Source organism: Sorangium sp. So ce204 (assembly GCF_051526795.1).
GTDB lineage: Bacteria > Myxococcota_A > Polyangia > Polyangiales > Polyangiaceae > Sorangium > Sorangium cellulosum_B.
This window is the reverse complement of the sequence record NZ_CP150317.1, coordinates 6,192,885-6,215,222: the sequence shown is the minus strand read 5'-3', so window position 1 is coordinate 6,215,222 and position 22,338 is coordinate 6,192,885. Positions and strand designations below refer to the sequence as shown.

11 protein-coding genes are annotated in these 22,338 nt (G+C 69.9%); 8 read left to right on the top strand and 3 right to left on the bottom strand.

Features of this window, described 5'->3' with window-relative positions; translation table 11 throughout:
• Positions 1-573: 573 nt before the first annotated feature.
• A complete protein-coding gene (locus WMF22_RS23075) occupies positions 574-2,463 on the top strand; it encodes a phosphoenolpyruvate carboxykinase (GTP) (RefSeq protein ID WP_437301594.1) in 1,890 nt (629 codons plus the stop codon).
• A 354-nt stretch (positions 2,464-2,817) separates the two neighbouring features.
• Positions 2,818-8,517, top strand: coding sequence for a sensor histidine kinase (locus WMF22_RS23070; protein ID WP_438037053.1), 5,700 nt, complete (start codon positions 2,818-2,820; stop codon positions 8,515-8,517).
• 19 nt (positions 8,518-8,536) lie between these two features.
• Here WMF22_RS23070 and WMF22_RS23065 read toward each other — a convergent pair whose 3' ends face one another.
• Entirely contained in the window at positions 8,537-9,544 is a 1,008-nt protein-coding gene (locus WMF22_RS23065; RefSeq protein ID WP_437301239.1) for a cation diffusion facilitator family transporter, read from the bottom strand.
• Positions 9,545-10,150: 606 nt separating this feature from the next.
• Between WMF22_RS23065 and WMF22_RS23060 the strand changes: the two genes are divergently transcribed.
• The 3 genes from WMF22_RS23060 to WMF22_RS23050 all read left to right on the top strand — a co-directional run bounded on the left by WMF22_RS23060 (position 10,151) and on the right by WMF22_RS23050 (position 17,590).
• Positions 10,151-10,660, top strand: a complete 510-nt coding sequence (locus WMF22_RS23060; RefSeq protein ID WP_437301238.1) for a hypothetical protein — start codon at positions 10,151-10,153, stop codon at positions 10,658-10,660.
• 28 nt (positions 10,661-10,688) lie between these two features.
• Positions 10,689-11,588, top strand: a complete 900-nt coding sequence (locus WMF22_RS23055; RefSeq protein ID WP_438037052.1) for an STAS domain-containing protein — start codon at positions 10,689-10,691, stop codon at positions 11,586-11,588.
• Between the two features lie 308 nt (positions 11,589-11,896).
• Positions 11,897-17,590 carry a sensor histidine kinase gene (locus WMF22_RS23050; protein ID WP_437301236.1) on the top strand — a complete coding sequence of 1,898 codons (5,694 nt, stop codon included), beginning with the start codon at positions 11,897-11,899 and terminating at the stop codon, positions 17,588-17,590.
• A 49-nt stretch (positions 17,591-17,639) separates the two neighbouring features.
• Here the strand turns inward: WMF22_RS23050 and WMF22_RS23045 are convergent, their stop codons facing one another.
• Positions 17,640-18,890 carry a zinc-dependent alcohol dehydrogenase gene (locus WMF22_RS23045; protein WP_437301235.1) on the bottom strand — a complete coding sequence of 417 codons (1,251 nt, stop codon included), beginning with the start codon at positions 18,888-18,890 and terminating at the stop codon, positions 17,640-17,642.
• Between the two features lie 1,044 nt (positions 18,891-19,934).
• Here WMF22_RS23045 and WMF22_RS23040 point away from each other — a divergent pair.
• The 3 genes from WMF22_RS23040 (at position 19,935) to WMF22_RS23030 (ending at position 22,058) form a co-directional block, all read left to right on the top strand.
• Complete coding sequence (locus WMF22_RS23040) at positions 19,935-20,483, top strand: RNA polymerase sigma factor (protein WP_438037051.1); 549 nt, start codon at positions 19,935-19,937, stop codon at positions 20,481-20,483.
• Positions 20,480-20,764 (top strand): hypothetical protein, encoded by a 285-nt coding sequence (locus WMF22_RS23035; protein WP_438037050.1) that lies wholly within the window; start codon positions 20,480-20,482, stop codon positions 20,762-20,764. The genes WMF22_RS23040 and WMF22_RS23035 overlap by 4 nt, the downstream gene beginning before the upstream one ends.
• Positions 20,765-21,203: 439 nt before the next feature.
• Positions 21,204-22,058 (top strand): hypothetical protein, encoded by an 855-nt coding sequence (locus tag WMF22_RS23030; RefSeq protein ID WP_438037049.1) that lies wholly within the window; start codon positions 21,204-21,206, stop codon positions 22,056-22,058.
• 61 nt (positions 22,059-22,119) lie between these two features.
• Here the strand turns inward: WMF22_RS23030 and WMF22_RS23025 are convergent, their stop codons facing one another.
• Entirely contained in the window at positions 22,120-22,323 is a 204-nt protein-coding gene (locus WMF22_RS23025) for a hypothetical protein (protein ID WP_438037048.1), read from the bottom strand.
• Positions 22,324-22,338: the final 15 nt, after the last annotated feature.

The following is a 22,338-nucleotide window of genomic DNA, read 5'->3' as shown; positions in this document are numbered from 1 at the left end:
CGCGTTTCCTCGCGTGTCCTCGCGTGTCCTCGCGTTTCCTCGCGTGTCTTCACCCGTGTCACCTGTGTCTTCACCCGCGTCCGGCCCGACGTATCCGCCCGAGATAGGTGCTGAGGAGGATGCTGTTCCTCTTGGAGAAGGGGCGTCTTGGAGAAGGGGCGTCGCGCCCGGGCGGCGTTCGCGCGGGAGCCGCTGTACGTCGCGTGGCCATGGTGAGCACCGGCGCGTAGCCACCGGGGGCATCGGCGGGCGGCGCGGCTGGCCGCGAGGCAGCCCTCGGGGCCAACCTCGGGACGGATCTCGGGCGGGTTTCGGGCGGATCGACGACCCAGCGCGCGGCGCAGGGCTCGCCCCCCGGGCGCACCTGGTGCATGCAGCCCTGCTGTAGCGATCGGACTCAGAAAGAATCAGGGCAGCCTTCCGGCCGCATTTCGGCCAGAATTGGCGTCGAGGGCGGGCAGGGCCTGCGCTTTGCAGAGCGCGTTCGACCCAGAGAGCCAGGAGGGTACGCAAGTGTCCGTAGCAGCCAGCCAGAACAGCCAGAGCTCGTTCCACTCGGAGCCGCCGCCGCCGGTGTCGATCCCCGGCCTGCGGGCGAAGATCGCGAACGAGAAGCTCAGGCAATGGATCGCCGAGGTCGTCGCGTTGTGCCAGCCGGACAGCGTGCACGTGTGCGACGGCTCGAAGGAGGAGTACGACGCGCTGTGCGACCAGATGGTCAAGGCGGGCACGCTCATCCGCCTGAACCCGGAGAAGCGCCCGGACAGCTACCTCGCGCGCTCGGACCCGAGCGACGTCGCGCGGGTCGAAGACCGCACGTTCATCTGTAGCCGGCGAAAGCAGGACGCCGGCCCCACGAACAACTGGGCCGAGCCGCAGGAGATGAAGGCCACGCTGCGCCGGCTCTTCGCCGGGTCGATGCGGGGCCGCACGCTCTACGTCATCCCGTTCAGCATGGGCCCGATCGGCTCGCCTTATTCGCACATCGGCGTGGAGCTCAGCGACTCGCCGTACGTCGCCGCGAGCATGCGCATCATGACGCGCATGGGGCGCAAGGTGCTCGAGGCGCTCGGAGACGGCGATTTCGTCCCCTGCCTGCACTCGGTCGGCATGCCCCTCGCCCCGGGGCAGGCCGACGTGCCGTGGCCGTGCAACGCGGAGCACAAGTACATCGTCCACTTCCCGGGAGAGCGGCTGATCTGGTCGTACGGGAGCGGCTATGGAGGCAATGCGCTGCTCGGCAAGAAGTGCTTCGCGCTGCGCATCGCCTCGGTCCTCGGCAGGGAGCAGGGGTGGCTCGCGGAGCACATGCTGATCCTCGGGGTCGAGTCGCCGAAGGGAGAGAAGACGTACGTGGCCGCGGCCTTCCCGAGCGCGTGCGGCAAGACGAACTTCGCCATGCTCATCCCGCCGAAGGCGTTCGCGGGCTGGAAGATCACGACCGTCGGCGACGACATCGCCTGGATGAAGCCCGGGCGGGACGGGCAGCTCTATGGGATCAACCCCGAGGCGGGCTATTTCGGCGTGGCCCCGGGGACGTCGGTCAAGTCGAACGCGAACGCGATGGCGACCATCCGGAAGGGGACGATCTTCACCAACGTGGGGCTCACGCCCGACGGCGACGTCTGGTGGGAAGGGATGACCGACGAGCCGCCGCCGGAGCTCATCGACTGGCAGGGGAAGCCCTGGACCCCGGACTGCGGCCGCAAGGCGGCGCACCCGAACGCGCGCTTCACGACGCCTGCGTCGCAGTGTCCCTCGATCGATCCGCGCTGGGACGACCCGAACGGGGTGCCCATCAGCGCGATCGTCTTCGGCGGGCGGCGCGCGACGACGGTTCCCCTCGTGGTCCAGTCGTTCAACTGGAGCTTCGGCGTCTACACGGCCGCGACGATCGGCTCGGAGATGACGGCGGCGGCCGCCGGCAACATCGGCCAGGTGCGCCGCGACCCGATGGCGATGCTGCCCTTCTGCGGCTACCACATGGGCGATTACTTCAATCACTGGCTGCAGATGGGGCGCCAGATCGTCAATCCGCCCCGCATCTTCTCGGTGAACTGGTTCCGCAAGGACGACCAGGGCAACTTCCTGTGGCCGGGCTTCGGGGAGAACATGCGCGTCCTCAAGTGGATCGTCGACCGCGTGCACGGCCGCGGCTTCGCGGAGGAGAGCCCGCTCGGCTGGATGCCGCGCTACGAAGACATCGAGTGGCGGGGCATGGACCGCTTCTCGAAGGAGCAGTTCTACCAGCTGATGGCGGTCGACCGCGAGGCGTGGAAGGTCGAGTTCGGCTCGCACGGGGAGCTCTTCGAGCGGCTCTACGACCGGCTGCCCAAGGAGATCCTGCTGATGCGCGAGCTGCTCCTGTCGCAGCTCTGGCGCTCGCCGGAGCGGTGGGAGCTCGCGCCCGAGCGCTACCTCGAGGAGCACGAAGACGACGACGTCGACGAGCCCGGCGCGTAGAGGCCTGCCCGGGTGAGGGCGCCCGCGCGACCATGGCGCGGGCGCTCCCCCGCGTCGGCGCCGAACGAACGCGAGGCTGACGGCCGCTCACCCACCGAGAGGTGCGCCCTGGAAATGACCGGCCTCCCTCGTGGTAGTCTATCGATGGAGGGGGCGCGGGGTGGCACGACCGTCGGAGACGGTGACCGGGAACGCGGCGCCCGGCGGGCGCCACGCGCTCACGCCGCCGGTAAGGGTGGATCGTCTCGGCGAGGCGCGCGGCCTCGACAGCGCCCGGGTCGACGGCTGCCCCCATGTCCTGCCGGACAGCCAGACTCTGACGCTTCGTGGCGCGTCTTCCGCATGGGGCTCCCCATGGACGTGAGCGCTCCCTCGTACCTTGTCACCGAGACCCTGCACGAGGGCCAGCGGGGCAGCCTGCTGCGCGCGGTCCGGAGCGCGGACGGCCTCCCGGTGGTCCTGAAGGTCCTCGACCCGAGGCGCAGCCGCCCGCAGGACGTCGACCGCTTGAAGCACGAGTACGCGATCGGCAAGCTGCTGGGCCACGAGGCCGTCGTGGCGCCGCTCGCCCTCGAGACGCACGACGGGCTGCCGGCGCTCGTCCTGGAGGACTTCGGCGGCGAGCCGCTCGACCACCTCATCGGCGCGCCCATGAATCCTGCGCGGTTCCTCGAGCTCGCGGTCCGCATCGCGGCCTGCGTGGCGGCGATCCACGAGCGGGACATCCTGCACAAGGATCTCAAGCCGCAGAACATCCTCGTCAACACGGCCACCGGCCAGGTGAAGCTCGCCGACCTCGGCCTCGCGTCGCGCTTCTCCGGCGAGCAGCCGCCGGCAGGGCCTCCGAGGCTCATCGAGGGTTCATTGCCGTACCTGGCTCCTGAGCAGACGGGGCGAATGAACCGGGGGATCGACAGCCGCGCCGACCTCTATGCGCTCGGCGTGACGTTCTACGAGATGCTCACCGGGCGCCTGCCGTTCGAGGCGCAGGATCCGCTGGAGTGGGTGCATTGCCACGTCGCGCGCCTCCCGCCGGCGCCCTCGGCGCTGGTGCCCGAGCTGCCCGAGGTGCTCTCGGCGCTCGTCCTGAAGCTCCTGGCCAAGATGGCGGAGGATCGCTACCAGACCGCCCGCGGCCTCCAGCACGACCTCGAGCGGTGCCTCTCCCAGGTCCGGGCCACCGGCCGGATCGAGCCGTTTCCCCTGGCCGAGCGCGACGTCTCAGGCCGCTTCCAGATCCCTCGGAAGCTCTACGGCCGCGAGGGCGACGTGGCCGCGCTGCTCTGCGCGTTCGACCGCGTGGTGGCCACGGGCTCTCCCGAGCTCGTGTTGATCTCCGGCTATTCGGGCATCGGCAAGTCGTCGCTGGTGCACGAGCTCTACAGGCCGATCGTCCGGGAGCGCGCCCTGTTCCTCTCGGGGAAGTTCGACCAGTACAAGCGCGACATCCCTTATTCCACGCTGGTCCAGGCGTTCCGTGAGCTCGTGCTCGAGATCCTCGTCGAGAGCGAGGACCGGATCGCGGCCTTCCGGCAGCGGCTGCTCGGAGCGCTCGGGAGCAACGGGCAGCTCATCGTGGACGTGATCCCCCACGTCGAGCTCATCATCGGCCGGCAGCCGCCTGTCCCCGAGCTCCCGCCGATCGAGGCGCAGAGCCGGTTTCGCGTCGTGTTCCGGCGCTTCATCGGGCTGTTCGCCCGGAAAGAGCACCCCCTCGCGCTCTTCGTCGACGATCTCCAGTGGGCCGACTCGGCGAGCCTGGGCCTGCTCTGTGAGCTGGTGACGCACCCGGAGATGCGCCATCTCCTCGTCATCGGTGCATACCGCGCCAACGAGGTGACCCCCACGCACTCGCTCCTGTTGGCGCTCGACCAGGCGCGCAAGGAAGGCGCGCGCGTCTCGGACATCGTGCTCGGCCCGCTCTCCCGAGAGCACCTCGGCGCGCTCGTCAGCGGCGCGCTTCACTGCAGCCGCGAGGCCGCCGCGCCGCTCTCCGACCTCGTCCACGAGAAGACGGCCGGCAACCCCTTCTTCGCCATCCAGTTTCTCATCGCGCTTCACGAGGAGCGCCTGATCGAGTTCGACGTCCACGCGGAGGCCTGGCGGTGGGACGTCACGAAGATCCGCGAGAAGGGCTTCACCGACAACGTGGTCGACCTGATGGTCGGCAAGCTCGCGCGGCTCCCTCCGAGCACCCAGCGCGCGCTGAAGCAGCTCGCCTGCCTGGGAAACAGCGCGGAAGTCGCCCTCCTGGCGATGGTCCAGGGCGGCTTGGAGGAGGACATGCACGCGGATCTCCGGGACGCAGCGCACGAGGGGCTCGTCTTCCGCCTGGACGGTGCGTACAAGTTCCTTCACGACCGGGTCCAGGAGGCGGCCTATTCGCTCATCCCAGAAGGCGAGCGCGCGGCGGCGCACCTCGAGATAGGCAGGCTGCTCGCGTCGCGGGCGGCGCCGGAGGAGCTGGAGGAGAGGATCTTCGAGATCGTCAACCAGCTCGACCGAGGGGCCGCGCTGATCTCATCGCGCGAGGAGCGCGAGCGGGCGGCCGAGCTCAACCTCATCGCGGGCAAGCGCGCGAAGGCATCGACGGCCTATGCGTCGGCGCTGAAGTATCTCGCCGCGGGCGCGGCGTTCCTGGAACTGGAAGACGACAGCTGGGAGCGGCGGTACGAGCTCGCCTTTGCGCTCGGGTTCCACCGGGCCGGATGCGAGTTTGTGACCGGCGAGCTCGGGGCGGCGGACGAGCGGCTCTCCGAGCTCGCGGGCCGCGCCAGGAGCTTTGCCGACCTCGCCGCCGTCACGTGCGCCCGCGTGGAGCTCTACACGATGCTGGATCGAAGCGAGCGCGCCGTCGAGATCTGCCTCGAGTCGTTGCGGCGCGTCGGCGTCGCGTGGTCGCCGCACCCGACCGACGAGGAGGTCCGGCAGGAGTACGAGCGGATGTGGCGAACGCTAGGGAGCCGCCCGATCGAGGCGCTCGTCGACTTGCCACCGATGACGGATCCGGATTGCCGCACGCTCATCGACGTCCTCATGTCGGGCGAGCCGCCGGCGTCGCTCACCGACGAGAACTTGTTCTGCCTCATGGTCGGCCGCATCGCGAACCTCAGCCTCGCGCATGGCCACAGCGACGGAGCCTGCATGGCCTACGTCTGGGTCGGGACGGCCCTTGGCGCGTATTTCGGCGACTACCGCGCGGGCTACCGCTTCGGCGAGCTCGGCCTGGAGCTGGCCGAGAAGCGCGGGCCGCTCCGCTTCAAGGCCCGCGTCGACCTGGTCTTCTGGTTCATGATCAACCCCTGGAGCAGGGACATGCGCACCAGCGTCGATCCGCTGCGGCGGACCTTCCTCGCGGCGCAGGAGACCGGCGATCTCGCCTATGCGTCCTATGCCCTCAACGGCTCGATCGCGCTCCTGCTCACCGGGGGAGCGCCGCTCGACGAGGTGAATCGAGAGGCCGAGAGCTCGCTCGAGTTCGCGCGGAAGGCGAAGTTCGGTCTCATCGTCGATCTCATCACCGCACAGCTGCTGTTCATCCGGGCGCTCCGAGGCTCGACGCCGGCTCTCCCCTCCGACGATGACGATCTCGACGAGGGGCAATTCGAGCGGCACCTCGATCGCGATCGACGCCTCTCGGCGGCCACGTGCTGGTACTGGATCGGCAAGCTACAAGCGCGCCTCTTTGCGGGCGACCACGCCTCTGCCGTCGATGCCGCCGCGAGAGCGCAGCGGCTCCTCTGGACGTCGCGGTCGTTCCTCGTGGTCGCCGAGTGCCACTTCTATGGTGCGCTCGCGCGGGCGGGTCGCCATGACGCTGCGCCCGCCGATGAGCGGCCCCCGCTCCTCAGCGCGCTCGCCGCCCACCGCGAGCAACTCGAGGTCTGGGCCGACAACTGCCCCGAGAACTTCCGCGCCCGCGCCGCGCTGGTCGGCGCCGAGATCGCGCGCATCGGCGGCGAATGGGACGAGGCGGCGCAGCTGTACGAGCAGGCGATCCGCGCCGCGCGCGAGAGCGGCTTTGTCCACGTCGAGGCGCTGGCGTACGAGGTGGCGTCGAGGTTCTACCGGACACGAGGGTTCGATCTGATCGCGGACACGTATCTCCGCGAGGCCCGCGCCTGTTACGCTCGCTGGGGCGCGGACGGGAAGGTCAGGCAGATCGACCAGCAGAACCCGCGGCTCTCGGACCGGAGGCCGCTCGCGCCGAGCGCGTCGTTCGCGGCGCGCTCCGACGAGCTCGAGCTGCTCTCGGTGATCAAGGCGTCGCAGACCATCTCGAGCGAGATCGTCCTCGACCAGCTCCTGCGGACGCTGCTCACGGTCGTCCTCGAGCAGGGGGGCGCGCAGAGGGCTTGCCTGTTCCTGTGCCAGGACGAGCGCGTCACCATGGAGGCCGAGGCGACCCTCGAAGGGAAAGGCGCGGCGACGATCCTCCTCGCGCCCTCGCTGGACGACGCGTCGTGGCAGCGCGTCCCCGGCTCGCTCGTTCATTATGTCCAGCGGACGAAGGAGCGCGTCATCCTGCACGACGCGGCCGCGGACGCGGGCAAGTTCTCCGGAGACGACTACTTCACGCGGTATCGGTGCCGATCGGTCCTGTGCGTGCCCATCCTGAGGCAGGCCGGGGTCGCGGGTCTGCTCTACCTCGAGAACAACCTCCTTGCCGGCGCCTTCACGTCGGACCGGCTCACCTCGCTCTCGCTCCTCGCTTCGCAGGCGGCGATCTCGCTGGAGAACGCGCGGCTCCTCTCCCAGGAGCGGGCCGCGCGGACCTCGGCCGAGTCGGCGGAGCGGCGCGCGGCCTTCCTGGCCGAGGCGGGGGAGATCCTCGCCGCGTCTCTCGATTACGGAGAGACGGTGTCGCGCCTCGCGCGGCTGTCGGTGCTGACGCTCTGCGACTGGTGCCTCATCGACATCGTGGAAGGTGGAGGGATCCGGCGGCTGTCCTGGGCGCACAAGGACCCCGCGAAGGAGCCGTTGATGGAGGAGCTGGAGCGGCGGTATCCCTCTCGCTGGGAATCGCGCCGCCTGGCGTTCCGGGTCCTCCGGACCGGCGATCCGCTCCTGCTCTCCGAGATCCGCGACGAGGTCATCCGGCAGTACTGCGAGGACGACGATCACGAGAGGCTCATCCGCGAGCTCGGGACGCGCAGCGTCATCGTCGTGCCGCTCGTGGCGCGCGGGCAGCCGATCGGGGTGCTGACCGTCGTCTCGTCCGCGCCAGGGCGCCGCTACGGGGACGCCGACCTGGAGCTCGTCCAGGAGGTGGCGCGCCTGGCCGCGATAGCGATCGACAATTCGCGGCTCTACAGCGCTGCGAACGAGGCGGTGCGGATGCGCGACGAGTTCCTGACGGTCGCGACGCACGAGCTCAACACGCCGATGACATCGCTCCTGCTCACGCTCGAGGCCATGGATCGGGGGGTCCGCTCGGATCGGCCCTGGGATCGGCAGGCCGTGGGACGGCAGGTCGACCGCGCGCTGCGGCAGGCGGCGCGCCTGACCCGCCTGAACAGCGAGCTGCTGGACGTCTCGCGGATCAACGCGGCTCGGTTGAGGCTCGATGTGGCGGAGGTCGACCTCGGGGAGGTCGTCCGCGACGTGCTCGCGCGGTTCAAGCTGGATCTGGCGCGCGCGGGGTGTGCGGTCTCGCTGCGGGAAAGCGGCCGGGTCGTGGGCCTCTGGGATCGCTCCCGCGTGGACCAGATCGTCTCGAACCTGCTCGCCAACGCGATCAAGTTCGGGGCGGGCAAGCCCCTCGAGATCTCCGTCGGTGAGGAGGCGGGGACGGCGCGGCTCTCGGTGCGGGATCATGGAATCGGGATCGACCCGGCGCGCCAGGGGCAGATCTTCGAGCGGTTCGAGCGCGCGGTGTCGGACAGGCACTACGGCGGGCTGGGGCTCGGCCTGTACATCAGCCGCAGGATCGCGGAGGCGCACGGCGGCTCGATCGGCGTCGAGAGCGCGCTCGGCGCCGGGGCGACGTTCGTCGTCGAGCTGCCGCGGGCCGGGCCGCCGCGCGAGGCCGAGCCGCGCGCCCAGCCGGGCTGAGCGGCGCTGCCGGGTGCCCTCACGCCGGCTCGTCGCGCTCGGGGTCGATGTGCACGAGCACCTCCGCGTCGGGCTCGATGGCGAGGATGGCGTCGCGCGCGCGGTCGCCGGTCGCGTGCGCGCGCGAGAGGGGGAGGTCGCCCGGGAGCTCGATGTGCACCTCGACGAACAGCGTGCGCCCGGCGATCCGCGTGCGCAGCCTGTGGTGGCCGAGGAGCTCGCCGCGCGCGCGCATGGCGTCGAGCGCGGCCGCGATGGCGCCGACGCGCTCCTCCGGGGCGCTCGTGTCGATGAGGTCGCGCACGCCGAGCCGGAGGAGGGTCCCCGCGGACGTGAGGATGTAGACGGCGACCGCGACCGAGAGGACGCCGTCGATGCGGGAGAAGCCCGTCGCGTACGTGAGGGCGACGCCGACGAGGACCGCGAGGTTTGCGGCGATGTCGGTGCGGTAGTGGACGGCGTCGGCCTGGATGGCGCTCGAGCCGGTGCGCGCGGCGACCCGGCCGAGGTAGGCCACGAGCGCCGCGGTGATGAGCGCGGCGGCGGCCATCGCGCCGAGCGTGACGGCGGCGAGGCGGAGCGGCTCGGGCGAGAGCAGCCGCCGGATCCCCTCGATGAGCAGGTAGACCCCCGAGCCGCCGATGAGCAGGCCCTGACCGGCGGTCGCGAGGGTCTCGATCTTGGCGTGGCCGAACGGGTGCGAGCGGTCGGGCGCGGCGTGGGCCAGCTGGATGGCGAGGGCGTTCGCGGAGGAGGCGAAGAGATCCGTGAGCGAGTCGACGGCGCTCGCGGTCACGGCCATCGACTGGCCGAGCTGGCCGGCGACGAGCTTGCCGAGGGCGAGGCCGCCGGCGGTCAGCGCCGCGATGCGCCCGGCGCGCAGGGCGGCGCGGGCGCGGTCGGCAGGGTCGTGGCGGCGCTCGGCGGAGGGCGCGGCGCCGCGGTCGACGGGGCGGGCGGCGGGCGCAACGCCGGGGTCGGGGTCGGGGCGGGCGGCGAGGCGGGCGGCAGGACGTGGTCCGCTCATCGCCGGGAGGCTACCCCGCGACACCCTTGCCCGTCATGCGCGTGGTGGTCAGGACCACCCGAGTGGGCGCACTGCCGCGTCGCACGCGCCCCGACCGCGAGATCGTCGAACGGATGGCGCCGCAGCTCTCGGCGGCCGGCTGCTCGACAGAGATCGAGATGGACGAGCGGGTGGTGGGGTACTCGGGTAAGTCCCGCCTGGAGCAGGTCCTGCTCAACCGCGTGTCGAACGCGATGAAGTACGGCATGCGTCAGCCCATTCACGCGAGCGCGCGCAAGCAGGCCGTCTCGGCATGGATCACCGTCCGAGATCAGGAAATCCCGATAGCAGAGGAAGCGTTCATCGTGGAACTCCCCTTGCGTCCCCCGGCGAACCGCAGGTCTCCGATCAACCACGGGACGGCCCTGGCCGAGATGGCGGAGTACAAGCTGCTGAACGAGCTCATCGGCTGCCTCGCTCATGCGCTGTCTCACAAAACACCGGCAGCTCGCGCGCGCCCGGGGCCTGAAGACGCTTGCGATGGCGAGGTCGCTCTCGATAGGTATCTCCAGACGCCCCCTGCGGCGCTCCGGGGGACCTGGGTGGCAGGGGGGTGGGGGAGATCCGATGACCAAGACGCTCAAGAGGCCCATCGAGACCCGGACCGGCATCCGCGTCGTGCAGGACGGCGACGTCGTGGAGACCTTCAACGTCGTTGGCGAGCGCATCCACCGCATCGAGAAGCCTGGCCGCATCCCCGGGGTCTTCGTGGCGCGCTGGTATGGCACGCCGCTCGACGAGGAGATGAAGGAGATCATCGGCGGTCATTTCTACGATGTGTTCCTGGAGTGCGGGGGCCCGCTGTGCCTCATCGACATACGCGACTGCAAGGCGAGCTGGGACGGCATCAACGACTGGCAGCGAGACGAGATCATGCCGAAGGCCTACGCGGCCGGGCTGAAGCGGGTCGCCACGCTCCTGCCCAGGGAGGCCGCGGAAGGGGCGGAGCAGGTCGTCGAGAACCACGAGTTCGCCGCCAGCCGGTTCGCGGAGGACGACGCCCACATCGCCGCGTTCTTCTCCGAGGAGGAGGCGCTGGCCTGGCTGCGCGGGGCCCACCCGCCGGGGGCGGCGTGAGCGCGGAGCCCGCGCGCGAGGCATCGGCATGACCGAGCGCGACACGCCGCGGGAGGGCGCGGCGCTCGAGGCGCTGCGGGGCGTGCTCGACGCGATCCGCGACGGCGTCCTCGTTTACAGCGGAACGGGCGATGTCGCGTTCGCGAGCGCCCGGATCCGGGAGCTGCTCGGGGACGGCCTCGCCGGGCGGGAGGCGCTGGCGATGCGCGGAGGGGCGCTGGCGAGCGGGCACCCGCTCGAGCCGCTCGGGCGGGCGTGGCCGGACGTGCTCGGCGGCGCGCGCAAGCGGTTCACCTGCCGCGCCGCGCGCGAGGACGGCCGCGCGGTCGACCTCGAGGTGCTCGCGCGCAAGGTGAGCGCCGCGGGCGAGGAGCTGATCCTCGTCGAGCTGCGCGATGTGACGCGAGAGAAGCAGGCCGAGCGGGCGCTCCTCGAGAGCAAGCGGCAGGCCGAGGGCGCGGTCCTCGTGCGCACCGAGGAGCTGCGGAGGAAGATTCGCCTCGTCGAGGAGCAGGAGCGGGCGCTGCTCGAGCTCTCCACGCCGGTGATCCAGGTCTGGGAAGGCGTGCTCGTCCTGCCGCTCGTCGGCGCCATCGACCAGCGTCGATCGTCGCTCGTCCTGGAGAGCCTGCTCGGCAGCGTCGTGGAGACCTCGTCGGACCGCGTGATCCTCGACGTGACGGGCGTGTCGGTCGCGGACGAGGTCGTCTCGGGCTACCTGCTCAAGGCCGTCCGGGCGGCGCGGCTGCTCGGCGCGGCGTGCTCGTTCGTGGGCATCTCGCCGGCCATGGCGCAGGCGCTCACGCGGCTCGGGCTCGACTGGTCGGGCGTGGAGACCTTCCGGGACCTGCGGGCGGGCCTGAAGGCCGCGATCGCCGGCCGGCAGCGTGACCCGGCCGCAGCGCGACGCGCAGCGAAGCCCGCCTGATCGCCGCGGCGAGCGCTCGCGAAGGCAGCGGCCAGCATGGAGGTCCCTGCTCGTCGGGGCCCGCGACGTGCACCGCGGAACTGCCGGGCCTGACCCGTGGTACCTTTCGATCGAGGGGGTGCTGGGGTGACACGATCGTGGGAGGCCGTGACAGAGAATGCGGTCCCCGGCGGGCGTCATGTGCTCACGCCGGTCGTGTGGCTGCGTCGTCTCGGCGAGGCGCGCGGACTCGAGCGCACCGGCGCCGACGGCAGCCCCCAGGGGCCGCCAGGCCGCCGGGCGCCGGCGCTTCACGGAGTGCCTTCCCCATGGGGATGAGCACCGCCTCGCCATACACGATCATCGAGACCCTCCACGAGGGCCTGAGGACCAGCGTGCACCGCGCGGTCCGGCGCTCCGATGGCCGCTCGGTGATCTTGAAGATCATCGACCCGAAGCGCAGCCGCCCGCAGGACGTCGAGCGCCTGAAGAACGAGTACGCGATCGGCAAGATGCTGAATCACGAGGCCGTCGTGACGCCGCTCGCCCTCGAGACGTATGAGGGGCTGCCGGCGCTCGTCATGGAGGATTTCGGCGGCGAGTCGCTCGATCACTTCATCGGCGCGCCGATGCCAACCGAGCGGTTCCTCGACCTCGCGGTCCGTATCGTGGCCGGCGTGGCGGCGCTCCACGCGCAAGGCATCCTCCACAAGGATCTCAAGCCCCAGAACCTCCTCGTCAACGCGGCCACCGGCCAGGTCAAGCTCACCGACTTCGGCCTCGCGTCCCGCCTCTCCCGCGAGCAGCCGCCGGCGGGGTCTCCCGGGCTCATCGAGGGCTCGTTGCCGTACCTGTCTCCGGAGCAGACAGGCCGCATGAACCGGGCGATCGACAGCCGCGCCGACCTCTATGCGCTCGGCGTCACCTTCTATGAGATGCTCACCGGGCGCCTGCCGTTCGAGGCGCGGGACCCACCCGAGTGGGTGCACTGCCATGTCGCCCGCGAGCCGCAGCCGCCCTCCGCGTTCGTCCCGGAGTTGCCCGAGATCCTCTCCGCGATCGTCCTGAAGCTCCTCGCCAAGATGGCGGAGGATCGCTACCAGACCGCGAGCAGCCTGCAGCATGACCTCGAGCGGTGCCTGGCCGAGCTCCGGGCCACCGGCAGGCTCGACCCGTTCCCCCTGGCCGAGCGCGACGCCTCCGGTCGCTTCCAGATCCCTCAGAAGCTGTATGGCCGCGAGGACGAGGCCGCCGCGCTGCTGTCCGCGTTCGAGCGCGTGGTCGGCACCGGAGCCCCGGAGATCGTCCTGGTCTCGGGCTATTCCGGGATCGGCAAGTCTGCGCTGGTCAGCGAGCTGCACAAGCCGATCGTCCTCGAGCGGGGATTCTTCCTCTCGGGGAAGTTCGACCAGCACAAGCGCGATATCCCGTACTCGACGATCGTCCAGGCCTTCCGGGAGCTGGTGCTCGAGCTCCTCGCCGAGAGCGAGGAGCGGCTCGCGGTCGTCCGGGAGCGGCTGCTCGCCGCCCTCGGGGTCAACGGACAGCTCATCGTGGACGTGATCCCGCAGGTCGAGCTCGTCATCGGGCGGCAACCGCCGGTCGCCGCGCTGCCGCCGGTCGAGGCGCAGAGCCGGTTCCGCGTCGTGTTCCGGCGCTTCATCGGGGTATTCACCCGGAAGGAGCACCCCCTCGCGCTCTTCCTCGACGATCTCCAGTGGGCCGATCCCGCGAGCCTCCGGCTCCTCGAGGACCTGATGACGCACCCCGAGACGCGGTGTCTGCTCGTCATCGGTGCGTACCGCGACAACGAGGTGACCCGCTCCCACCCGCTGATGCTGGCGCTCGAGCAGATGCGGAAGGGGGGCGCGAGCGTCCGGGAGATCGTGCTTGGCCCGCTCTCCCGCGAGCAGCTCGCCGCGCTCGTCAGCGACACGCTCCACTGCCGCCGCGAGGACGCCGCGCCGCTCTCGGATCTCGTCCACGAGAAGACGGCCGGCAATCCCTTCTTTGCGATCCAGTTTCTCATGGCGCTCCACGAGGAGCGCCTGCTCGAGTTCGACGTCTACGCAGAGGCCTGGCGGTGGGACATCACGAAGATCCGCGCCAAGGGCTTCACCGACAACGTGGTGGCCCTGATGGTCGAGAAGCTCATGCGGCTCCCTGCCAGCACCCAGGAAGCAGTGAAGCAGCTCGCCTGTCTGGGAAACACCGCAGAGGCCGCGTTCCTGGCGATCGTCCATGGCCGCTCGGAGGGGGCGTTGCACGCGGTCCTCTGGGAGGCCGTCCGCGCAGGGCTCGTCGTCCGCACGGACGGCGCGTACAAGTTTCTCCACGACCGTGTCCAGGAGGCGGCCTATTCGCTCCTCCCCGAGGACGAGCGCGCGGCGATGCACCTCGGGATCGGCCGTCTGCTCTCGTCGCGGACGCCGCCCGAGGAGATCGAGGAGACGATCTTCGAGATCGTGAACCAGCTCAACCGCGGCGCCGCGCTGATCACGGCGCGGGAAGAGCGCGAGCGCGTGGCCGAGCTCAACCTCGTCGCGGGCGAGCGCGCCAGGAGAGCCACGGCCTACGCCTCGGCGCTGAGCTATCTCACGGTCGCCGCCGAGCTTCTCCGGGGTGAGGGCTGGGACACGCGGTACGAGCTCGCCTTCGCGATCGAGCTCCACCTGGCCGAGTGCGAGATCGTCACCGGCGCCCCGGCGGCGGAGGAGCGGCTCTCCGCGCTCTGGCGCCGCGCGCGGGACCTCGTCGAGGCGGCCGCCGTCGCGCGCAAGCGCGTCGAGCTCTTCACGACCCTGAACTGGAGCGACCGCGCTGTCGGCGCGTGCCTCGAGTACCTCCGACGCGTCGGCGTCGCGTGGTCGCCGCGCCCGACGGACGAGGAGGTCCAGCGGGAATACGAGGGGCTATGGGAGCGGCTCGGGAGCCGCTCCATCGAGGAGCTCATCGACCTGCCCCCGATGACCGATCCGGTCCCGCGGGCGACCGTGGACGTCCTCACGTCGACCATAGCGCCAGCGCTCTTCACCGATGCCAACCTGCTCGCCCTCATCCTGGGTCGCGCCGTGAACCTCAGCATCGCGCATGGCAACAGCGACGCCTCGTCCTTCGCCTACGTCTACCTCAGCACGTGCCTCGGCCCGCGCTTCGGCGACTACCAGGCGGCGTACCGCTTCGGCAAGCTGGGCTTCGATCTGGTGGAGAAGCACGGGCTGCTCCGCTTCAAGGCCCGCGTCTACGCGACCTTCGCGTTCATGGTCCTGCCCTGGACGAGGCACCTGCACGCCAGCGTCGAGCTCATGCGGCGCGCCCGCGACGTGGCGCAGGAGACCGGCGACCTCGCTTATGTGGCGTATACCGGCAGCTCCCTGGTCTCGCTGCTGCTCTCGGACGGCGATCCGCTCGACGAAGCGCAGCGCGAAGCCGAGAGAGAGCTCGAGTTCGCGCGGAGGGCGAGGTTCCATCTCATCGTCGACGTCTACACCGGAAACCGGCGGCTCATCCGGACGCTCCGGGGCCTCTCGTCGGACTTCTCCACCTTCAACGACGCGGAGTTCGACGAGGGCCGGTTCGAGCAGCACGTCATGAGCGATCCCACCCTGACGGTCGCCGCCTGCTGGTACTGGATCCGCAAGCTGCAAGCGCGCTTCTACGCGGGCGACCACGCCTCCGCCATTGAGGCGGCGTCGAGGGCAGAGCAGCTCCTCCCGTCGTCGGCGGCGTTCTTCGAGGCGGCGGAGTACCATTTCTATGGCGCGCTCGCGCGGGCGGCTCACCACGACGCGGCGACCGGCGACGAGCGGCCCCGGCACCTGGATACCATCGTCGCTCACCACCAGCAGCTCGAGCGATGGGCGACGAACTGCCCCGAGAACTTCGGGAACCGAGCGGCGCTGGTCGCCGCCGAGATCGCGCGCATCGAGGGCCGGCTCCTCGACGCCGAGCGCCTCTACGAAGAGGCTATCCGCTCGGCGCGCCATAGCGGCTTCGTCCACAACGAGGCGGTCGCCTGCGAGGTCGCGTCCCGGTTCTACCGATCACATGGGTTCGACAGGTTCGCCGACACCTACCTCGGCGACGCGCGGACCTGCTACGCCCGCTGGGGCGCCCGCGGCAAGGTGACGCAGATCGACGGGCAGAACCCGCGCCTCCGCGAGCCGGGGCCCAGCCCGTTCACGGCCACCTTCGCGGCTCGGCCCGAGCAGATCGACCTGCTCTCGGTGACCAAGGCTTCACAGGCCATCTCGGGCGAGATCATCCTCGACAGGCTCCTGCGCACGCTGCTCGAGGTCGTGCTCGAGCAGGGCGGCGCGCAGAGGGCCTGCATCCTCCTGAGTCAGGACGGAAGGCTCTCGATCGAAGCGGAGGCCGCGATCGAGGAAGGCGGGGCGGTGGTGAGCGCCCTCGAGTCGAGGCCGGTGGATCCCTCGCAGCGCCTCCCCTCGTCGCTCGTCGACTACGTGTGGCGGACCGAGGAGCGCGTCATCCTGCACGACGCGGCCGCCGATGCGGGCAGGTTCTCCGGCGACGCCTACATCGCGCGGAATCGGCCCAAATCGCTCCTCTGCGTGCCCATCCTGAGGCGGGCCGAGGTGGTGGGCCTGCTCTTCCTCGAGAACCACCTCCTCGCGGGCGCGTTCACGCCGGAACGTCTCACGGCCCTCTCGCTCCTCGCCTCCCAGGCGGCGATCTCCCTGGAGAACGCGCGGCTCCTCTCGAAGGAGCAGTCCGCGCGGACCGCGGCAGAGATGGCCGTGCGGCGCGCGGCCTTCCTGGCCGAAGCCGGGGAGATCCTCTCCGGGTCGCTCGATGATCGGGAGACGCTGTCGCGGCTCGCGCGGCTGTCGGTGCGATCGTTCTGCGACTGGTGCATCATCGACGTCGTGGAAGGTGGAGCGACCCGGCCCGCGGCCTGGGCCCACAGAGATCCCGCGAAGGAGCCTTTGCTCGCGGAGTTACGGCGGCGATACCCTCCTGGCCGGGACTCGCCCCACCCGGCGGCCAGCGTCCTCAGGAGCTGTGAGCCGCTCCTGCTCCCCGAGATCTCCGACGAAGTCATCCGGCGACACGCCGAGGACGACGGGCACGCGAGGCTCATCCGCGAGCTCGGGGCACGTAGCTCCGTCGCCGTGCCGCTCGTGGCGCGGGGACAACCGCTCGGGGTGCTGAACGTCGTCTCGTCCGCGCCGGGGCGCCGCTACGGGGACGCCGATCTCGAGTTCGTCCAGGAAGTGGCGCGCCGGGCGGCGATGGCCATCGACAATTCGCGGCTCTACCGTGCTGCCCAGGAGGCCGTCCGGATGCGGGACGAGTTCCTGACCATGGCGACGCACGAGCTCAACACGCCGATGACGTCGCTCACGCTCACGCTCGAGGCGATGGATCGAGGCATCCGGTCGGGTCGGCTCTGCGACCCGCAGGCCATGGGCAGGCAGGTCGACCGCGCGCTGCGGCAGGGAGCGCGCCTGACCCGCCTGAACAGCGAGCTCCTCGATGTCTCGCAGATCGACGCGGCTCGGCTGAGGCTCAGCGTCGCCGAGGTCGACCTCAGGGAGGTCACCCGCGACGTGCTCGCGCGATTCAGGCTGGATCTGGAGCGCGCCGGGTGCTGGGTCTCGCTCCGGGACGGCGGCCGGATCGTGGGCCGCTGGGATCGCTCCCGCGTCGATCAGATCGTGACGAACCTGCTCGCCAATGCGATCAAGTTCGGCGCGGGCAAGCCCATCGAGGTCGTCCTCGGCGAGGAGGCCGGGATAGCGTGGCTCTCGGTCAGGGATCACGGGATCGGCGTCGATCCGGCGCGCCAGGAGTGGATCTTCGAGCGCTTCGAGCGCGCGGTGTCCCACCGGCACTACGGCGGGCTGGGGCTCGGCCTGTACATCAGCCGCAGGATCGCGGAGGCGCATGGCGGCTCGATCCGCGTCCAGAGCGCGACCGGCGCCGGCGCCACGTTCATCGTGGAGCTGCCGCGCGCTGGGCCGCCGTGCACCGTCGATCCGAGCGCTCTGCCGAGCTGAGCGCCGCGTCCAGGGGGATGCGGCGCCGCCTCGAGCGCGCGGCGCCGGGCTACGCGACGGCGCGGTCCAGGCGGGCCGGCGCCCCCGCCCGCGACGGGCGGAGCTCGACCTTCACCCACCCGGCGTCTCGCCGGTCGAAGGCCTTGTAGGCGTCGATCGCCGACTCCAGGGGCGCTTTCCTCGTGAGGATCGTGGTGGGATCCACCTGGCCGGTCTGCACGAGGTCCACGAGCTTCGGGATGTACTTCCTGTGATTGCAGTTGCCCATCTGGAGGGTGAGGTTCTTGTTCATGGCCTCTCCGATGGGGAACGTGCGCGACGTCTGCGGATAGACGCCGATGAGCGCGATGGTCCCCGCCTTGGCCACGCACCGGACGGCCCACTGCAGCACCTGCGACGGCCCGTCGCCGGCGCGGAAGGCGTCGCCCGTGGTCCGCGCGTCGGGGGCGATCTGCTTGACCTCGAGGTCGAACGCCTTGGCCTGCTGCTTCGCCTCCTTGTGGGCGGGGCCCTCGTGCGGGCGCTCGGCGTCGACGCCCACGGCGTCGATCGCCCGGTCCACGCCGATGCCGCCGGTGAGGCGCAGGATGGCCTCGATCGGGTCCTCGGCGGAGAAGTCGACGGTCTCGGCGCCCTGCTCGCGCGCCATCTCGAGCCGGTCGGGCACGCGATCGACGGCGACGATGCGCCCCGCGCCCATGAGCTTGGCGCTCGCGATCGTGAACAGGCCGACGGGGCCGCAGCCGAAGATCGCGACCGTGTCGCCGGGCTTGATCTCGGCGAGCTCGGCGCCGAAGTACGCCGTCGGGAAGATGTCGGAGAGCAGGATGGCCTGGTCGTCGCTGACGCCGTTCGGCAGCTTGACGAGGCCGACGCCCGCGAAGGGGATGCGCGCGAGCTCGGCCTGCAGCCCGTCGAACGGGCCCGACATGGCGGGGCCGCCGAAGAACGCCGTGCCCGCGTGCTTGCCGTTCGGGTTCGCGTTGTCGCACTGCGCGTAGTACGCGGCGCGACAGTACGAGCAATAGCCGCACGCGATCGTCGAGGGCACGACGACGCGATCGCCCTTCTTCAGGTTCCGCACGTCGGCGCCGAGCTCCTCGACGACGCCGACCGCCTCGTGGCCGAGGACCGTGCCCGGCACCATCCCCGGCATCGTGCCGCGGACGAAGTGGAGATCGGTCCCGCAGATGGCGCTCGCCGTGATCCGGAGGATCGCGTCGGTCGGCTCCTTGATCTTCGGCTCCTTGACGTCGTCCATCCGGATGTCGCCGACGCCGTGAAACACTACCGCCTTCATGGGTTCTCGCTTTCTCCCTCGGGGGCGGCGCGCCGGACTGTCACGGAAGGCGCAGGCCGGCGCGCGCTGCTGAGATGGCTGAGGGTTCGGACGTGGCTGGACGTGCTGATCCCGTGCCAGGGCGAGGGGGAACGGGCCGGGGCGGGGCGGAGGTGGAGGCGATTGACGGACGAGCGACGGGCGCGGCGATGGGGGGCAGGGGACGCCGGGGGTGCCGCCGAGATGGGTGAGGCGAGGTGCTCCTCTGGGGGGAGGTCGTGGCGATTTGTCCCGGCGGGGACAATGGGGCGCGGAAAGTGCAGCTGAGCTATCTCTGGAGCACCGTCGGCGGTTCGGGAGGCAAGCTGAGCTAGCCCAGGGAAACCGTCGGCGATGCCGGAGGGCAAGCTGAGCTAGCCCAGGGAAACCGTCGGCGATGCCGGAGGGCAAGCTCAGCTACCCCGGGAAGACCGTCGGCGGTTCGGGAGGCAAGCTGAGCTGGCCCAGGGAAACCGTCGGCGATGCCGGAGGGCAAGCTGAGCTAGCCCAGGGAAACCGTCGGCGGTTCGGGAGGCAAGCTGAGCTGGTAGTGCGGTCCTTTGAGATCCGGTGCGGTCATTTGACCCCGGACCTTCGATGAGCCGCTAAGTTCGGCCGGAAGTAGGCGCAGCCCGCGACGACGGCAATCGTCCGGGCTGCATGGTCCGACATCCGCTTACACGGAGCCGAACAAGTGCAGTTATACCTGATCCCGCCCGACGGTGGGCAAGGGACCGGTGCGTCCAAGCGCCGCGGTCCCCGTTCCACGTCCTTGACCGATGCGGAGGCGATGCGCCTCCGTGCCGCCCTGCGCAACCTGCGCGGGCTGTTCGGCAGCTGGCCATGCCTGGCTGCCGCGATGGGCGTCCCGAAGACGACCATCACCAACTTCGTGTACGGCTCGAACCCGGGCACGACGCACGGGCTCGCGGCGAAGGCTGCGCGCGCCGCCGGAACCACAGTCGAGCGGCTCCTGGGCCGTCCAGCGGCGGCTGACCGCTGCCCGCACTGCGGCAGGGGTGCCCCATGAGCGCGTGGGGCCATCAAGCCGGCCCCGCTCGCGTCCTGAACATCGCCGAGATCGTCGCGCAGGAGCCGTTCATCCGGACCGTCCTGCGTGGCCTCGGCGTGCCCGTCGTCGATCTTGGCGATGTGGTCCAGGACGTCGTGCTTGGGGCCTGGATGAGCTCTCAGGCCGGGCGCTACAGACCCGACCGAACGCGTGAGCCGCTGGACGCGCTCAAGCGCTGGCTGTTCGGCGTGTGCCGATTCCACTGCACCCATTACCATGAGCGCGCCTTCCGACGGCGGGAGGTGCCCGTCTTCGACCCCTGGGCCGCCACGGGAGAGGAGCGCGTGGATCCCGGACACGTCGGCGAGCGCATCGACGCCGGCACGGCGCTCATGGCGATCGCCGGGATGCCGCTCTGGGCCCGCGAGGTGCTGGTCCTCGCCGCACTCGGACACGGCGGCACCGAGATCGCCGACATCCTCCGCATCCCGCTCGGCACGGCAGGCAGTCGCCTGCGGCTCGCTCGGGCTCGCCTCGCTCGGAAGCTCCGGAGGCGCAAGTGAAGCCCCGCGACCCGAAGCGGCGCATCCGCGTGACCGTGCCCGGCAAGCCCGTCACGCGCTCGGTCACGCCCGAGCAGATCGACCGCTACCTCGTCGACACCGGATGGGTGGACGACGGGTTACTCCCCGCCAGGACCGACCGGAGCGTCCCCCTGACCCGCATCATCGCCATGATCGCGATGTGCGAACGTCGCTCCCCCGGCGAAGTCCTCGCCGACATCGTCGCCGGCAGGGGCCAGGAGCGCCGCCGCTCTCGGACGGTCTGGCGCACCTGGGAGTAGACCGGGCGATGCGGCTGCGTCTCGGCGGTTCCGCATGAACCCGAGCACGGCAGCGTCCAGGCTTCGGATCGCCCGCGAGGCGCTGGCGCTACGGCTCAAGAGGTGGCGGCGGTGAGCGCCGCCCGGGGCGGATCTGCTAACGTAGCACGTTCCCCGTTGCTCTGGTCGCCAACCTGTGAGACCCTACGCCCATGGAGCCGTATGCGCTGGTAGCCATCGGCGGCGCGGTACTAACGTTCGTTGCGAGGGCAGCGTACGCGCTGGCGTCGCCGCTACGAAAACGTATCGTGGAAATAGTGTACGACCCGTCCTTCCTTGCGAAGAAGCAGAGCGACCCCTATTTCAATAGGGAGAGCATACATCGGGGAGGCACGATCCGCAAGGACAACGCACGCTCTGTGCGGGCATAGGACCACGCGTCCGTGTAGCCACCGCATCAATGCCCGTTAGTTCCAAGAGCAAAAGCTGGTTCATAGCCGCAGCAATATGGCTTTTGGAGGCCGGCTTCGTTGGCCTCTTCGGCTTGCTCGCTGGAGCCGGAGCCGACTGGCTAAAGTACGACAAGGCGTCGTTCATTAGCGCAGGAACGGTTGGAGTCGGGATTCTAATAATCGCCGTCGCGCGCTCAAATTGGTCATATTACTCACTGATTCACAGGTTCAGCCTCGTGAAATGGACCGGGATCACGCGCACATTCCCGGTGAGGCCATACCCGAGATTCGGGGGCTCTGCCAACAAGAGCATCCAGGATGCGGCGAGGCGCGCGCTGATGGCCATCACCGAGAATGCTGGGTCACTGAACTTGCTGCTAGTGTCCGGCTGGCACTACATAGGATGCGGCAAGCATCAGGGAGTTTTGTATCAGCAGCTCTCAAACCGGACCGACTCGCTTTCTCTGGATGTTCTGTTGCTGGACCCAGATAGCGACGAGGCGAGGAAGAGGGCCGAATTCTCTGGTATCGCTTACAAATCGTATGCCGAGGGCATCAGAGCCGTAACCTGGACGTTGGTCCACTTCGCAAACACAAGAGGGATTAAGCTTAGGATCGGGTACTACCAGGAAGAGCCTATCTGGCAGATGGTTATTACGGAAGATGAGTTATGGCTCATCTGCGCCAGGGGGATGTCCGCACAGGATTCTCCGGTCTACTGTCTTTCAAAGAAAGAGAAGTACAGCATCGCATGGGGGCTTGAGGCGGTCTGGCAACGGCGCTGGGATTCCGCCAAGATGGTTGATCTGTCGACGGTTCGCGACCCTCAGTGGACCGAGGTGCACAACAAGATGGCTAGTTAGTTCCGCATTGAGGCTGTGCGCCTCGGGCGGTTTAGTTGCGCGATCCGCTGACAAGCGGCGGCTATTCAATCCACTCAAGACGCCCGCGCAACTTGCCCCACGCCATCTTGAGTTGATCGCAGGCCAAGCCGGCCTGCGCTACCGGCATCACCGCGAGCGCTTCCAGCGGCGATGCAAGGGCTTGATTCAGTGCGTCGAAGCTTTCGACTGTCATCCCTTGCTCATGATGTTCCCAGCATTCAATGAGCGGGTCGAGCACTGACATGATCGCGTCATACTC